We start from the raw sequence: 16,672 nt of genomic DNA, 5'->3' as shown, positions 1-16,672 counted from the left end.
TAACAAAAATTGGCCACAAGAAGAATACGTTATACACTTGTGGCCTTTTATTATCAAGGAGGTTAATAACATGCAAGCATTTATTGCACAAGGGCGAGTGTCAGATATTCCATCTGATGCAGTTGGTAGAACAGCTAATGGGCATGTCAGCTTTAAGTTTGATTTTGCCTGTGATTCTAGCTTAAAGGGGAATGATGGAAAACCGTTGACGAGTTTCTTCCACGTGCAAGTTTATGGTAAACAGGCTGAAGTTATGGCACAAAGCTTATCAAAAGGTTCTCCAATTTTAGTTAACGGAGAAATTGTTCAGCGTCCTTATACGACTGAACAAGGACAACGTCGCAGCTATCAATACATTGCTCCAAATCAGCAGAATGGCATTACTTTCTTAGAAGGTAAAGAAGCGGCTCAAAGACGTAAGCAAGGAAACTTTAATACTTCTCAGGTAGCACCTCAACCAACGTCGGCTCATCCAGAACCAATGGATGCAGATGAACCCTTTTAAATAATGGTAAAGCATTCAAGGACTCACCTTGAGTGCTTTATTTTTTGTAAGTGTGTTTTTGTGGCCAGATACATGATATAATGGATTTGTTATGAGAAGAAGATTGAAACCTATTGTTGTTTATGTATTCTTCCTGTTTATAATAGGTGGACTGATATTTGCGAACCATCAGAATAAAGTAACATCAGAAAGACGAACAGAAAAGAATGTGATAACAACTAAAAACAATAAAGAAAATCAAAAAACTAAGGTCGTTCAGAATTTATTAGCAGCTATGACTTTAGAAGAAAAAATAGGTCAGCTATTTTGGGCAAGAGTACCTTATGGCAACCAAATAGAGGATATTCAGACCTATCACTTAGGGGGGTACATTTTATTTGGTAAGGATTTTGAGGGGCAATCACTGGAAGGTATTAAGGCGCTAACGGATAGTTACCAGTCAGCTGCTGAAATTCCACTGTTAATTGGATCTGATGAAGAAGGGGGAACAGTAACACGTATCAGTTCTATCCTAAACGCTCCTTTCCAGTCGCCAATGTCTCTGTATCAAAGTGGAGGGCTTGAGGCTGTTGTTGCTGACACTAAAACGAAAGCAGAGACACTAAAATCAGTTGGAATCAATGCTGGTTTATTCCCAGTTGCGGATGTAGCAACGGATTCATCAGCTTTTATTTATAACCGGACAATTGGAGAAGACGCCAAAACAACCGCTAAGTATGTCAAATCTGTTGTTCAAGAACTTGATAAAAATCAGGTTGGTTCCACCCTAAAGCACTTCCCAGGTTACGGAAATAATGGGGATAGCCATACAGCCATCATTCGAGATGACCGTTCTTTGGAGGCATTGCGCCAATCGGACTTCTTACCGTTTGAAGCTGGGATTTCTGCTGGCGCAGATAGTGTTCTAGTTTCACATAATATCTTATCTAAGCTTGATAATGTACCATCTTCAATCTCACCTAAAATCAATAAGATCCTGCGAAAAGAATTAGGCTTCAATGGTGTTATCATGACAGATGATCTGGATATGGCAGGATTAGCTAACTTTGTTAATCAGGATGAAGCAGCTCATCAGGTGATTTCAGCTGGAAATGATTTGATCCTAGGTTCTTCTTACCATACGCAAATTCCATACCTACTAGAGAAAGTTTCCTCAGGTGAGTTATCTGAAGAACGGATTGATGAATCTGTTAAACGAATCCTATCATGGAAATATGAATTGGGATTGTTATCAACTCTAGAGAAATAAAGAGAATATTTGGCAATATTATGTCACTATTAAAAAAAGTCAAAAAAGAATTGTAGTTTTACTGAAATACTGGGACAGTATGATATAATTATAATAAATACATAATATACAAAGAGGTGAAATATGGCAGATCAAACAATCATTAATTCAACTGTAGATGCTCTTAGAAGTGAAATTTTCGCCATTATCCAAGCTAATCATGAGTCCATTTTAACAACACTGAATGAGCTGAGTGTGCGTGATATTCAATATCCATTTGTGGAATCGAAGACTTTAGGTAGTGGCAATCAATTTATTTCAATGAATTTAACATTTGATGGTGGATATCATATTGGTATTTCTAAATTTCACTTATTTGTTGGACAAGTACTTAATGATTTAAGATTGGAGCGCTCTAACGATTCTGGAGAGCATTTAGAGATAACTAACGATAGTAATCAAGCAGTTCAACATTTAGGTGATTTTTTGTATGATTTAAAACAAATTGATTTTAATGCTATTTTGAATAGCTGGAAAGAACGTTATATCCGATAACATGATTTAATAGACAAAAATAGCACGTGAGATTAGTTCACGTGCTATTTTTGGTTAGAGCTTTATGCCTATTTAAGTATATCATAAGGCTTGCTAATATACTAATTTTAAGACGTTTTCAACTTGTTTTGTGGGTATTTCTTTATGAAATGCTCTTAGAATGAGAGCTAAAAAGTTATATAACTTTTTATACAACTTCCTAATTTGTCCGCTTAACGCAGAAAAAGCAATTATCCCTTAGACTAATAGTGTATTCAAAATTACATCAGAAAGGATAATTGTTTATGGAAAGAAAACAAACAGATGATCAATCAGATGAATTGATGGCTGAGTCTCTTCAGGTGGAAAACTATCTGAAACAGGGGAGAGGTTGTCATCGCTATACCGTTCAATTAGGAATTGAGCAGGGGATAAATTCCTATCTGGAAAGATACCAGCTTGCATCACCTCAATTAAAATTTAAAATATTCCTCTTTTCAAGTTTCTACGGTGAGAAAATCAAGCGTTTCTTAGAAGAAATCAGAGGTGAACGGTATGTATAGTTGGATAGAGGCCATTTATTACACGCTTATTCAATTAGCCAAAGTCAATAGGTTCAATGCTCTCCTCCTAGTTAGTTTTGTAGGCTATCTGGGTTATCAGGGAATAAAAGTTGTGAGAGAACCACTTAGAAATCTTTTCCGGTTGATAAGAGGCTTGATAGATGATAGAGAACTTTTCAGGGAACGTTTCATAAATAGGAGTGCAGAATTAGCTCATATCTTGAAGAATCGTCATGAAATTGACTGGAAGTCAGCTGGTAAAGTTAAGAGTAAACAGTTCTGGAATCTTATGAAGCGACTTATGACAGTTGTTCCTTCATTTTTATTCTTGCTGATTGGTAACCTTCTCTTCCGTCTTATCTATAAATTGCCCTTTGTGAAGCAAGACAGAAAGCGATTTGACAAGGAAATGAAGCCTCTGCTCTACTTCAAAAACTACCGTAGTTTTGTATTCATGGGTTTGGGCTTCAGTTTTATTGCTTTAATTTTGACGAACTATTTGGTAACTGTTTTAAGGGCAGCTATCCGCTTCCTTTATTTCTCACTCATAACGTTGAGGGATAGCAGTCAAGTTGTCGTCTTTAATGTTGATAGCTTACTGATTCAGAATTTATTTAATGCTAGAGTATTTCTGGTAGCACCGATTCTAGCAGTACCAATTTTTATCATTGGTTTAATCATTGCCTGGCGTTCAGCTTGGGTCAATTTTGAACAATATCGTGACTATAACCATAATGAGGAAGGTGATGACCGCTTTGCGACAGTCAAGGAAATTCACCAACAGTATAAGAAAGTTCCCAATAAAACAGAAACTTATCCAGGTGAAGGTGGTGTACCAGTCCTACATGAGACGAGAACGAATCTTACAGGTTTAACATTAGGTTCTCAAATGCTTTGGCAAAACCGCACTTTTAGCCGATATCTGACGAATGCTGAAAGAGTCTTAGGGATTTATGCGAAAGCTTCAGGTGATTATTACATCGATGACAGCACCACTAATATGCTTGGTATTGGTATGACACGTTCTGGTAAAGGCGAAGGGCATATTACAACGACTATTGATATCAATAGTCGTGCAGAAATTCAACCGTCGATGGTTCTTGCCGATCCAAAAGGGGAACACTATCAGTCATCATATAAAACCATGCGCCGACGTGGCTATGATGTTAATGTCCTATCTTTCCAGAATATGGATTGGTCTATGTCTTATAACCCTCTAGCTCTTGCAATAGCAGCGGCCAAGAAAGGTTACTATGAAATGACACAGACAAGGGTTAATGCGGTTGCTGAAGCAATTTATCGTAAAACGAAACCAGGTGTTGGCAACGGAAATGCCAAATATTGGGAAGATACCTCTATTTCGCTCTTTAATGCGATTGCTATGGCTCTCATTGACCGAGCTAATGAAACATTCAAGAATGGAGAAAAGGATGCCTGGGACACGGTTACAGTTCGAAATATCGCCAAATTCTTAACCGATTTGGGTTCTGAAGAAGTCTTTGTTAATGACTTTGGAGAAATCGTTGAGAATCCAGATCGAGAGCAACAAGTTAAGAAGAAATCTAAAATCACGGTTTACTTTGATAACTTGCGTAAAATCAATCAGGAACAGTTTTCTAAGTTTAGAGATATGGCAGACCTTAACTTTAGGTCGTCTGACTTTGCTTCAGAAGAAACAAAAGGAAACGTATTCTCTAGTATGATGTCTGGTATTAATCTGTTCTTGCAAGATAACATTGCTAAACTCACGTCTAAAAATTCTATTGACCTAGAATCAGTTGGCTTCCCACGTCGCTTATCGGTTAAGTTTCGTTCAAGTTCTAATGTAGCTATGCGTAACGAATACGCTCATAAGACTGCTAAGGTAACAATTACCAGTCAATCGGCTTGGGGTAAAACAACTAGACAAGTTATTCACGTAGATGCTGCAACGGCTTTGATAGATGGTGAAGGTTATCTTACCTATGTGATTGAACCAAAACTTCCTGATCGGTTCATAGTAACGATAGATTTCAACCATGAAAATAATGGTGATTCAGCTATCCGTAACAAGACCTTCCAATTCTCAGCTGAGAAAGTCTATAAGAAGCGTGGTAAAATCATTGCGCTGGATGAATACACTAGGAAACCTATTTTGGATTATATCAAAGTTACTGTTCTCAATGAACAAGATGATAACCTTCTCCAAGAAGAAGATATTGATTTGATTTATTCAGACAATCCTAAAGTTATTTACCTGGTAACACCACCAAACCGTACTGAATATAATAGTATTGTGTCGCTGTTCTTGGATCAGCTGTTTAATGCCAATTATGAGTTAGCTCTGTCAAATGGCCGTAAGTGCGTTAACAGGATTCTTCATATCCTGGATGAGTTCACAAACATACCAGCAGTTCCTCATATGGATACTAAGATTTCTATTGGGCTTGGTCAAAACATTTTATACTATCTCTGGATTCAAAATCTGGAGCAATTGACCGATAAATATGGTGAAAATATCGCAGCAACTATTCAAGATAACTGTTCGCTTAAAATCTATGTTAAATCTACCTCTAATAAAACTAATGAACGCTTCAGTAAGGATTTAGGAACACGGACAATCACACGTCGCCGACGTTCTAGCAATATCTTAGATGAAGCTAACCCTAACGTGTCTATTGAAAATCCTAAGCAAGAATTGCTAACACCTACACAATTAGCCAAACTCCAGGAAGGAGAAGCGGTTATTCTACGTGGGGTTAAAGGTCGAGATAACGTTGGTCGTAAGGTAACGACAGATCCAATTTTCTTGCACGAGAAGACCAGCCTTCCTTACCGTTATATGTTCCTTCAAGATGAGTTTGATCACTCTATGACCTTGGCTGATATTCCAGTAAATAGTGAGCATAGAGAGCTTGATCTTCAAGATATAGCAGTAGGAGCACAAAGCACTTTTAATAAAATTATTGATTGGCGTACAGCACTAACTGATCGTATGAGAAGTAACGGAGAACCTCCTCAATTAGCTACAAGAAAGCAGCAACCAAAACCTTTATCTCAAGCTCAGTTCACGTCTCCAGATGAACTTACACATGCTATTATTGCAGATGTTTTTAATGAAGAAGAGGAAGACGATATCTTCTTTGTAGATGATGTGATATAATAAGATAGATAAAAAGTTATATAACAAATTATACAAATTGTTGTCTGAGAACCATATTTCTGATATAATGAAATCAACTTAAACAAGGAGAAGGTTGTTATGAAAATGAAAAAATTGTTTAGTCTATTGACGTTAGGTCTTGCGCTTATTCTTTTAGCAGCCTGTGGTCAAAAGTCAGCTGAAGATATTATCAAAACAGAATTAAAAAACAGTTATACAGGGTATTCAGAAAATCCAGGTGGCATTTATCCATTTAGAGCTGGTGATGATGTATTAACCTTTAATAAAAAAGATAATTCAATTACTAATAGCTATGGGAATATGAAATATTTTTCAGTTATTTCTGATCAGGAACTTCCTTCAGGAATTAAAAATACTATTGATGAGTTAGAATCTGAATTAAAGGGAACTGATAATTTTACCATAATTGTTAGTCGTGAAAAGAATCCGACACGTAAAGATTCTGAAGGTGTTTATCAAATTGCGTTAACAGACAAGGGAAAAAGTATCCGTATTTTTGAGTTAGGAAGAGACCAACGAAGTTTTGGTTATTATGATTTTTCAGGAACATCTAAATAATGAGAGAGTCTCGCATAAGCGAGGCTTTTTATATTTCCTGTGACTTGTCCGCTTAACGCAGGAATTTTCATTATCCCTTATGATGGAGGTATCTTATAAAGAAAGTAGGTACCTTATGTGAAATATGATACTTATTCCGATTTAGTTAATGACCTAGAAACTGGTTTTCTAGATTGGAATGGTGCGACTAATGGGAATATCACAGGAGAGAATGCGGAGAAGATGGCTTCCTTTTATAAATATTGGAGCAACTATCTTGATTCAACCCCAGCCTTTCTCTCCTTTTTAGCCTATATACCAGGTGCCATTGCCAAAGCTCTATATTCCATTACAGCGAGTCTAGAACATGTCTTTAATAATATGTTTAAGCTCTTTGGACTATTCGGATATTTAGGAGATAACAACACTGTTATCGGACAATTTTTCTTCTGGTTTCAGGTTATAGGAACAACGCTATTTAGCTTGATTCTGGTTGTTTCAGCTATAGCTGGTGTTTTTACTAAGCCAGTCAAATACAAAGGGGTGATAACTAACTTCCTTCTAGTAACGATGGTTACGGCTGTGTTGCCTTTAGCTTTAACATCTGTTTCATCGGTGATTGCTCAAGATGCAATGAATATTCAAACTGTATCTAGTGAAGCACCTGATGGAACTGAACACTATTCATCATTAGCGATTCAACCGATGAAGAATAATATAGTGGATCTAAAAGTATTGATAGATAATGATTTTTCAACAGAGCTTTTTCCGCTGGACGATTATGGGTATATCAAGCCTCCTAAAGAAGGATCAACACCAGTCAATAATATTACAGATAGCATTGACAAGAGAGATACTACTGACTTTGCGACACGAATTGATTTTGGGGCAACCTATGGAGCTTCAAATGCAGATTTATTAAAAGAAATGGAGGATAAGCAAAAAGGTTTAGAAGGTTTGTTCCTGCATAAGCTAAATGCAAATCAAAATGGTGTTGAAACTATTACTAAGCATCGAATTGTAGGTGAATTAAATGCCTTTGAACCAGTTTATATGCGATATAAGGTCAATTGGATAGGAATGTTCATGCAATACATTATCTTGATTGTCCTATTGATTTCTATGTCAATCAAGTTGGTTAAATCAGTCTTTGATATCGTGATAGAAACTATGATTTCACCACTTCAAGGATACTCTTCCTTGTCTAATTCCAAGAAGTATAAAGAACTTCTACGAACAATAGGAGGAGCACTTGCAGGTATTTTCTTTGAAGTGGTGATTATGCGTGTGACGCTGGAAATCCTACGTGACTTACCAACGTTATCAGTATCAGCTGTTACAAAATTATCAGGCGGTTTCTTTGATGGTTTGAATATGTGGGAACAGTGTCTTGCAGCTTCACTTGTTTATATTGGTGTCTTCTTTGCTGCTATGCAAGGGGTATCAATGATTGAACGTTGGCTTGGCGTTTCTACTGGTCATAGTGATACAGCCCAACAACTGCTTGGAGCGATGATGATGGGTAATGCCTTTGCGACAGGTGCTGGAGCTATCGGTAACGGAGCAATGGCTATGGGAGGCTTTGGACTTGATATGGCTAAGAAAGCTCCTGGAGCAATGGTAGCAGGAAGTAAAGTTCTTGGAAATAGTCTGGCAACAACTGGTGGTGGAATTCGAGGTGCTTTCAATGCTGCTAAAGATCAAGGTGCATTGAATGCAGTTAAAGGTGGCTTGAGTAACATGTATAGTGCTGCTGACCTTGCAGGTAAAGAGGCTGTCGGTAAAGCGAAAGACTTTGCAGGTGGTATAGCAGATAACTTAGGTCAAAAAGAGCAGGCTGCCCATGATGCTGTTTATAAAGGCATGAAAAATGATGCAGTTCCGCCACGTGCAGGATTTGATTCAACAATCAATCCAAATGCAGAATTTACCTTAAATCCTTCTGGACAATATGGAGGGGAAAGTTTATTATCAGATGAGCCTAGCCCATTTGAAAATACAGATAGTGGCCCAAGTGGTGGTGGTATTACAGATCCAACAGTGACACCAGCAGAACCGTCTGGCGAGGCCTTCGGTGGCATTAGTGATCCAACTCCACCAGCTAGAGACATTCCTCAATCTATTGAAAATAATCCACTTCCCAATGTTACCCATGAAGCACCCAAAAAAACTGAAGGCTCAACGGTTTCTAAACGTAACTTCCAACAATCAATGAACCAAATGCAGTACATGAACCAACAAATGCAACAAGCAGGTCAGCGTATGCAAGGACAATCTCATATAAGAGGTGCTGAAATTGATGAAAGTGAAGAGTAAGCTCTATGTGTGATGTTGCAGGTAAGGTTGTTGTGATTACAGGAAGTTTACGACCAATGAGCCGACAAGATGTGATTACCTTCCTGGAGAAAAAGGGAGCAATCGTTCAAGGATATGTCTCTGCTCAAACAAATATTCTTCTTGCAGGTCATAAACAACTAGATCTTTTTGAACCAGATAGACGGTCTAAAAAGTATGAAGCTGCAATATCCAGAATAGCAGAAGGGCAAGAAATCACAATTTTGTCAGAAGAATCATTCTTCAATATGGTTAAGAAGTCTCAATCTTGAGGCTTCTTTTTTGTGTAAAAAGTTATATAACTTTTTGTATAAAAACGGATCTTCAGTTTAAGATGATACCATTTGTCCGCTTAACGCAAGAATTTTCATTATCTCTTATGATGGAACTATACAAGAAAGGAGTTAGATAAATGGATGAAAAATACGGTGTTCCACGTGACATCTATGCCAAAGTAAAAATCATAGGACTATTCATGGCCGATATTGTTTTTGTAGGAGGCTCAGCGGTTGCTGCGGTTTCTATTGGAACCAAGATATTCCCAACGAGTCAATGGGCACAGTTACTTGCCTTTATTATTTTGACACCGCTTATGTGTCTCTATCTAGTTTTACCAGCCAATGGCGGAAAGAAAAATTGGCATAGCATGCTTCTCTTTTTCAGGAGACGACGGAAACGATACATTAGTTTGAATTATCAGAGAGGAGAGAAACGTTAATGGCTATTAAACAAAATCAAAAGCAGCCTGAAGTTAAACGACAATTAGGGCGTAAGCAGGAAAAAAAGCACAGTCAAGAATATTTTGACCTTCATTCATGTGTAGAATTGCTTGATGTAAAGTCAATTATTGATAATCGTCAAGCTTACATTCAATTAGTTGATTACGGTTATCTTCAGTTGATGGAAATACCAGGAAAAGACTTAGGATCACTTTCCTATAATGAAATTCGACGAACAATTGATAATTTTGAGAAATGGTTGACTGACTTTAACACTGATATTCAGATTGAAACAACAACCTTGCCAACTAATACAGATACTCAGATTATGGATCTTCGTCATCATTTGAGCCTCGTTCGGCAAGAAAAGGCAAAATTACTACCTAATTCACGTCGGTACTTACAGCTTCTTGATCGTGAGGCCTTACTGATCAATGAGATTCAAGTTGAAGAGAGTATTCAACAAGAAATCTACAATACAGAGTTTATTTTGTGGCTCTTTGCACCAACTACAACGGAGTTAGATGACCTAGTACGTAAGGCTAAGTCTTATGGGAATAATGATTTTGTTCCTCAAGAAATAACCAGGGTTAAGAAAGAACAAATTATCAAGCAATTCAATAACATGAACGAAAAAGTATAGGAGGATAACATGCCAGAACTTTCAAAACGCAGACAAAGACAGTTAAAAGCGCAAGGTTATGATCTTGCTTTTCTCAGTCGCATACAACCACAAGGTAACATTGATTTCAAAAAGGATGATCGCTCCTGGATCAGTGGGGACGGTTATCATACAGCACTTCATTATTACGAATACCCCTCAGAAGATTTAGACCGTTTCTGGTTATCAGATTTAATGCTGATTCCAGGCACACGTTCGTTTTTGTCTCTCTACCGAGCAAATAACAAAGAGCTGAAGCAAGAAATCAAAGATGCTATTGAGGAAAAATCAACTCGTATTACTGGAAACAGTAAGATAGTTGATAACCAACAAGAACTAGATGAAATCAAAGACTTAACTCAACTGGATAGAGACATTACCAAGAAGAATATTGCGATGCTAGGAATGTATGTTCGGAACTATTCTTCTGCATCAACTAAAGAAGCTCTCTTCAAGCAAGTAGAGGATATTAAAGACAAGACTTCTAACTTTAAGTCAACTATCCTTTCAGGTGAACTTGACTTTGAATATCATGCTCCATTCATACCAGCCCAATATCAAATTGATTTACCCAACCATAGACGAGGTATTCCTATTAGGGCGCATGATTTGGCCGGTGGGTATTTCTTCAATCACACCAAACTAGAAGATTCTAAAGGTGTTTACATGGGATGGACACCCACCAAAGGAGCCGTTAATTTCAACTTTTTGCAACGTGATCAACGTCGAACTCGTTCCTTTATGATTATTTCAGGAAACCCTAAGATGGGGCAGCGTTCTTTTCTGTTGAAGCATACAGATGGCCTTTATGCCAAAGGAAATTATATTCGTAACTTTGATGCAAATGGGACATTTCTCGATCAGACGAGACACCAGCATGGTCTGATTCTTGATTTATCAGGTGAAGCTAACCGTATCAATATTTTCCAAGTGTTCCCAACAGTAACAAATGAAGATGGAACAGAGATTGATAAGAAGAAATCCTATAATCTACATATTCAGAAATTAAAGAGTATCTTGAAACTACTTAATAGTGAAGTAACAGGGGATGATTTAACAACCTTCGGTAAGATGCTCAATGAGTTTTATATTGAAGAAGGTTTGTGGGCACGTAATCCCAAGTTGAATCCAGAGAAGTTAAAAGCGACTGATTTAGTAAATGAGGAGTATCCAGTCCTAACAGATTTTATCCACTTTGCGGAAGACTATAAGCGTAGTTTATTGGCACAAAGTCAACCAGATGAAATTGAAATTAAATCTGTTAACCGTATTCATAATACTTTTGATGAACTGCTAACAACAAACTCAGAGATCTTTGAAGGCACAACTGAGTTCCAGGATATTTCGTCTGAGCAAGTTGTTACTTTTGACTTCTCAGGCCTTAAAGGAACCCCTCACTTGCTTAATGCACAAATCTTTTCAGTGCTATCCCTGGTTTCAGCTGATATCGTCAATAATGGTAAACGCTGCAAGCAATTATTAAAAGCTAATCCTAATCTAACAGAAATGGATATGGAGCATTATATTGTTAATATCAGTGAAGCTCAAACATTGATTAATCCTAAGTATGAAAGCAGCGTTGAACTACTAGCTGATATGATTGACTCGATGGGAGAGAACTTTGCAGGTGTGGTACTATCGGTTAACTCTCTACGAGGAATTTTATTTGAATCAGGAGCAGGTAGTCATAAAGATCCGTATGTCACAGCTGTTCAGCGTATCTTTGGATTGATGCAGTACCGTGTCTTTGCTCAAACTGATGAAACAAGTATTCCTTTGCTTGCTAATGCCTTGGTAGGCTCTATGAATCAATCAGAGCTGGAAACATTGCCACGCTTAGTAAAAGGGCAATTATTTATGAATATTGCTGGGGTAGGCAATCTGGTCTTTAACCAGCAGTTATTAACGCCAGAAGTACAGAGATATGGTGGTATTCAGTAGAAATAGAAAGGTGACGGATATGTCAAATAAAAATGGCTCTATAATTTCTGTAGTGGGTAAAACTACTGTAGAGATTATAGAGCTTTTTGAGTGTACACTAAAAGTCCCATAAGAACTATAATGAAAAGTGACAAAACTACCATTAGGAAGAACTTATGAGACCTATTAAGAATACCACAGAATTAATCGGAATTAAAGACCAAAATATCAAGATTTCACTTGTTTTTGAAACTGATACTCATATCGAGATTCAAGCAAAACTCGATTACCCTGCACCATCATGTCCTCACTGCCATGGAAAGATGATCAAGTACGACTTTCAAAAGCCTTCTAAAATCCCTCTTCTCGAGCAAGCGGGAACGCCAACTCTACTACGTCTGAAAAAACGTCGTTTCCAGTGTAAAAGTTGTAGAAGAGTCACGGTAGCTGAGACATCTATCGTTGAGAAAAACTGCCAAATCTCCAATCTAGTCCGACAAAAAGTTACACAGCTTCTAACTGAGAAGGTGTCACTAACTGATATTGCAAGAAGACTTCGCGTGTCGACGTCCACTGTCTATCGTAAGCTTGATCAGTTCACTTTCAAGGAACATTATGACAAACTCCCTGCTGTTATGTCCTGGGATGAGTTTGGGTTCAAGAAAGGGGAATTGGCTTTTGTGGCGCAGAATTATGAGACAAACCAACTCATAACCATCCTTGATAATCGCCGCCAAACTACTATACGAAACTACTTTTTGAAGTATCCATTGAAAGTCCGGCAACAGGTACAGTTTATCACGATGGATATGTCTGGAGCTTATATTCCACTGGCTCGCAAGCTCTTTCCAAACGCAAAAATCGTTCTTGATCGTTTCCACATCATCCAGCACCTTGGACGTGCCTTTTTAAAGACTAGAATTGCAATTATGAACCAGTTCGATAAGAAGTCACTACCCTATCGAGCCTTGAAAAATCACTGGCGACTCTTCCAAAAGGACAGCTGTAAGTTATCTCTCAACTCTTTCTATTCAAAGACTTTCCGCCAAACTTTAGCACCACATGAAGTTGTTAAGAAGACACTAGTCTTTTCAAAAGAGCTTACTGACTACTATACACTTTATCAGCTTTTGCTTTTTCACTTTCAGGAGAAGAGAGTAGGTGAGTTCTTTGACCTGATAGAGGAAAATAGAAGCAAGGTCAATCACTATTTTCAAACGGTCTTTAGGACTTTTCTTAGACACAAGCAATACATCCAAAATGCACTAGAAACAGACTATTCAAACGCAAAACTTGAAGCGACTAATAAGTTAATTAAAGACATTAAACGCTTGGGCTTCGGTTTTAGAAACTTCATCAACTTTAAGAAACGTGTCTTCATCACACTGAACATACATAAAAAGAGGACCTATCCGGTCCTCTCTAGATGTTAGCTTTTCGTCACCCACTACAGTTGACAAAGAGCCATAAAAATCCAAATAAACTTGGACCAATTGAAAGACGGAAGCAAGCAATCAATAACTATGTGACCGTACGAAAAATTAAGAGTCAGGAAATTAGAGATTATTTTGCCTCGGATGGTGAGTCTGATCCAGAACGCTTAGCAGCTCAGAAAGCACGTGATCAAGAATTTTTAAGAGGTTTAAGGAAACTTGGTGTTGGTTTCATTGTCTTCTTAGTGTTCTACGCTATTCTAAAGACAATTCTTGGTCTTTGGTAGAAGGGAGAATATGTGAAAAAAGCAGTTCTATTTAAGATACTAGCACCACTTATTTCTCTTGTGTTTCTAATTAGTATTGGTGTAACCATACTAGCAGGTATTTTGGGGGCTGTTAGTAGTTCTCAAACGAATTGTACAACTGAAGTAGCAACTTCTACCTCTACAGAATCCTCTATTTCTTCAGGTGATGGCTCAATTGATTCATTTGTTAAGGAACACAAAGAGGCTTATATCCGGTCTTGGAAAGCTGGTGGGTTCTTACCGTCTGCATCGATCACGCAGACTATGATTGAAAATGGATTCAATTTCTCTAATCCTAATGGCACCTCATTTTGGCAAGCACACAATATGGGTGGTGTTAAAACTTCGAGCAAGAGCAACTTCCCTGTTACTCTAGCAACTTATGGTGAAGATAGTGTTGACCTAACAGGAACGAAACCAGGAGCTAATGTAGGAGATGGTACAGGTGGAGCTTACACCTGGTTCTCCAGTTATGATGCTGGCATTGTTGGTAAAGCAGAGTTTATGGCTCACCAAACACTCTATACTAAGGCTATCAATAATACGGATGGCATAGCGACTCTAAGTGCTATTGCAGACGGTGGCTGGGCTACTGACGGTACTTATAAAACTAAGCTTATTGACATGTACAATACGCTTGGCAAAAAGTATGAATGGCTGGATAAGGAAGCTATCAGCGCTCATGGTGATAAACCTTATAAAGCAGTCACAGCTTCAGCTGGAGATGCTGGCCCATCTGATACTTTTACAAGCAATAGTAAAGATTGTAGCGATTCTTCTTCAGGTGGTGCCAATGATGGTACAGGAACAGTTCCAGCTGATGCGACAGCCTGGGGATATAGTCCTGATAACTTACCAGAGAGTCTAAAGCAGTATATCATTGATCCTAAATCGCTTGGCATGGCCTATGCAAGCTCTTCTGGATGGTTTAATCCAGGTAGTGATTATTTAGCTGGTCAATGTGTTAATTTGACAATTAGCGTGGGAAACCATCTTTGGGGACATTCAGGGTCGGTTACTGGAAACGGTAAAGACCAAGCAGCAGCATGGGCTAGCATATTTGGCAATTCTGTCAAAACTACTCCTAAAAAAGGAGCTATCTTTTCTACACAAAACGGGGGTGGTGGTTATGGCCATACTGGTATTGTGTGCCATGTTTTTGAAAATGGTTCAATTTTGATTGTAGAGCAAAATACACCACTTTCAGGGGCAGATTATTTCAAAAAATCTTATACCTGGAACTATCGTATCTGGACACCAGAGCAACAAAAGGCAGAAATTACTACCTTTGCTTATCCAGATGGAAAAGAACCAAAACTTGGAAAGTAAAAGGATAAATCAATGAAAGAATGGATAAAAGATAATATGATTTATGTTATCGTGGTTGGACTATTACTAATTTTCTCTGGATTTGCAATTCATAGAAATCTAACCAGTAGCAAACCACAGGAACCTAAAAGCGAACAGACGGAGACGACAGTGGAGGATGATGTATCACAATCAACTCCAGAAACAGTTGATGAAAAGAACTATCGGACAGCAAAATTGAAGCTAGAGCACCCTTATACAGAAGGTAGTGAAGAACATAAGCAACAGGTACTTAAAGCATTTGAAGAGGCTATCAATGCTATTAAGAAAGCAGAACATTTATCAAATGTTAGTGGTACACTAGAAAATCATCTTTCAATGAGTCAAGATGGAATGGTTCAAACCTTTGCGATGGCACTCCTGGTAAATCAATATGAGTATCAATCAAGTAAGCTAGAAGTTATGCCATCTGAAAATGAGGATGTTGTTCAATTTTTGATTGTTCTGACAAAGAAGGGAGAAGATAACTGTTATTTTGTAGGAAACTTTAATACAACGGTTAATCAGATTCAGTTGAAAGCCTATGTTGGTGGGAATATTGGAGGTTCTTTTGGATAGTAAATAAGAAAACAAATGCACAAAAAGTTATATAACAAGTTGTGCATTTTTAGTTGACATAAAATAAATAATAAGCTAAAATAGATATATAAAAAGTTATATAACTTTTTATCCAACTAATTATATAAGAATGGGAGTGCTTTTATGAAGATTCAAACAACAAACCTTGATAAAGGTGGTGGCGGAAAAAGTAGTCATACCTACAATGAAGGAGATTGGTTATCACGTGTTAAAAATAAGCGTGTCTTGCTAATTGATGGGGCAAGAGAATGTAATTTAACGCACTCCTTTGATGTGACTAGTGAAAAGACAATTTATGATATTTTCACAACAGGTGAGTATGAAATCTGCCGTATAAATGATAATCTTAGCTTAATCCGTGGAGATGAGCGACTGACAGATGAACAGTTAGACTTATCCAGTCGAAACAATAAGTATCTTCAGTTATTTATGTGGTTCAGTGAGCACTACGATGAACTAGCTGAACAATTTGATATTATATTAATTGATACGCACAATGATGAAAGTCTAGTGACAGCGAATTTTATTGCTGTATCTGATATTGTCCTGGGGGTAACGGATGCTTCTACTAACGGTTTTCGTGCCTGGTTAGCTCTCAAAAAATTTGTAGATTATATCAAGAGTGAAGCAGTAGAAGTGATTACAAAGAAAAGCTATGTTAAGGCAGAAGCTTATCTTATTGGCAATAAGATTGAATTTTACGGCAATAATGTGACAGAAACTTGCAAGCAATTCTTGGATGTGGTTCAGGAAGATGAGGCTTATTTAGGATCTATTCAGAAAAAGGAGTTAGTGGCTAAGAGTTTAGTTATTAACCAGA

Annotated in this window: 15 protein-coding genes and 1 pseudogene; all 16 read left to right on the top strand. The window is 37.6% G+C overall.

Translation table 11 applies throughout. The features are described from left to right. The first annotated feature begins 70 nt into the window (after positions 1–70). Positions 71–505: a single-stranded DNA-binding protein gene (locus NST05_RS00080; RefSeq protein WP_340742855.1), complete on the top strand. Its 435-nt coding sequence runs from the start codon at positions 71–73 to the stop codon at positions 503–505. A 103-nt stretch (positions 506–608) separates the two neighbouring features. Continuing rightward, on the top strand, positions 609–1,754 hold the full coding sequence (locus NST05_RS00075) for a glycoside hydrolase family 3 protein (RefSeq protein ID WP_081587250.1): 1,146 nt from the start codon (positions 609–611) through the stop codon (positions 1,752–1,754). A 123-nt stretch (positions 1,755–1,877) separates the two neighbouring features. After that, positions 1,878–2,288, top strand: coding sequence for a hypothetical protein (locus tag NST05_RS00070; protein WP_003045947.1), 411 nt, complete (start codon positions 1,878–1,880; stop codon positions 2,286–2,288). 284 nt (positions 2,289–2,572) lie between these two features. Next, complete coding sequence (locus NST05_RS00065; RefSeq protein WP_003045951.1) at positions 2,573–2,830, top strand: hypothetical protein; 258 nt, start codon at positions 2,573–2,575, stop codon at positions 2,828–2,830. Beyond that, positions 2,823–5,972 carry a VirD4-like conjugal transfer protein, CD1115 family gene (locus NST05_RS00060; RefSeq protein ID WP_340742854.1) on the top strand — a complete coding sequence of 1,050 codons (3,150 nt, stop codon included), beginning with the start codon at positions 2,823–2,825 and terminating at the stop codon, positions 5,970–5,972. Before NST05_RS00065 ends, NST05_RS00060 begins: the two co-directional genes overlap by 8 nt. Positions 5,973–6,071: 99 nt before the next feature. Beyond that, a complete protein-coding gene (locus NST05_RS00055) occupies positions 6,072–6,551 on the top strand; it encodes a hypothetical protein (protein ID WP_193838266.1) in 480 nt (159 codons plus the stop codon). Positions 6,552–6,668: 117 nt separating this feature from the next. Next, complete coding sequence (locus tag NST05_RS00050; RefSeq protein WP_340742853.1) at positions 6,669–8,846, top strand: pLS20_p028 family conjugation system transmembrane protein; 2,178 nt, start codon at positions 6,669–6,671, stop codon at positions 8,844–8,846. Positions 8,847–8,851: 5 nt separating this feature from the next. Beyond that, a complete protein-coding gene (locus NST05_RS00045; protein ID WP_003045958.1) occupies positions 8,852–9,136 on the top strand; it encodes a BRCT domain-containing protein in 285 nt (94 codons plus the stop codon). Between the two features lie 140 nt (positions 9,137–9,276). Further along, on the top strand, positions 9,277–9,582 hold the full coding sequence (locus NST05_RS00040; RefSeq protein ID WP_003045960.1) for a hypothetical protein: 306 nt from the start codon (positions 9,277–9,279) through the stop codon (positions 9,580–9,582). Next, positions 9,582–10,226, top strand: a complete 645-nt coding sequence (locus NST05_RS00035; RefSeq protein ID WP_003045963.1) for a hypothetical protein — start codon at positions 9,582–9,584, stop codon at positions 10,224–10,226. Before NST05_RS00040 ends, NST05_RS00035 begins: the two co-directional genes overlap by 1 nt. A gap of 9 nt (positions 10,227–10,235) precedes the next feature. After that, positions 10,236–12,185 (top strand): hypothetical protein, encoded by a 1,950-nt coding sequence (locus NST05_RS00030; protein WP_003045965.1) that lies wholly within the window; start codon positions 10,236–10,238, stop codon positions 12,183–12,185. A 155-nt stretch (positions 12,186–12,340) separates the two neighbouring features. Then, positions 12,341–13,590 (top strand): annotated as a pseudogene (locus NST05_RS00025) (ISL3 family transposase). Next, on the top strand, positions 13,591–13,884 hold the full coding sequence (locus NST05_RS00020) for a hypothetical protein (protein ID WP_340742852.1): 294 nt from the start codon (positions 13,591–13,593) through the stop codon (positions 13,882–13,884). A 12-nt stretch (positions 13,885–13,896) separates the two neighbouring features. Beyond that, on the top strand, positions 13,897–15,234 hold the full coding sequence (locus NST05_RS00015) for a CHAP domain-containing protein (RefSeq protein WP_300976337.1): 1,338 nt from the start codon (positions 13,897–13,899) through the stop codon (positions 15,232–15,234). Between the two features lie 12 nt (positions 15,235–15,246). Further along, on the top strand, positions 15,247–15,831 hold the full coding sequence (locus NST05_RS00010; RefSeq protein WP_003045971.1) for a hypothetical protein: 585 nt from the start codon (positions 15,247–15,249) through the stop codon (positions 15,829–15,831). Positions 15,832–15,975: 144 nt separating this feature from the next. Continuing rightward, positions 15,976–16,672: ParA family protein (locus NST05_RS00005; RefSeq protein ID WP_340742851.1), on the top strand; the 697-nt coding region annotated here is incomplete at its 3' end.

It is taken from the genome of Streptococcus sp. FSL E2-3494, assembly GCF_038007085.1.
Classification (GTDB): Bacteria; Bacillota; Bacilli; order Lactobacillales; family Streptococcaceae; genus Streptococcus; species Streptococcus thermophilus.
Note: the sequence above shows the minus strand (reverse complement) of the source record. Positions and strands in the feature narration are given on the sequence as shown.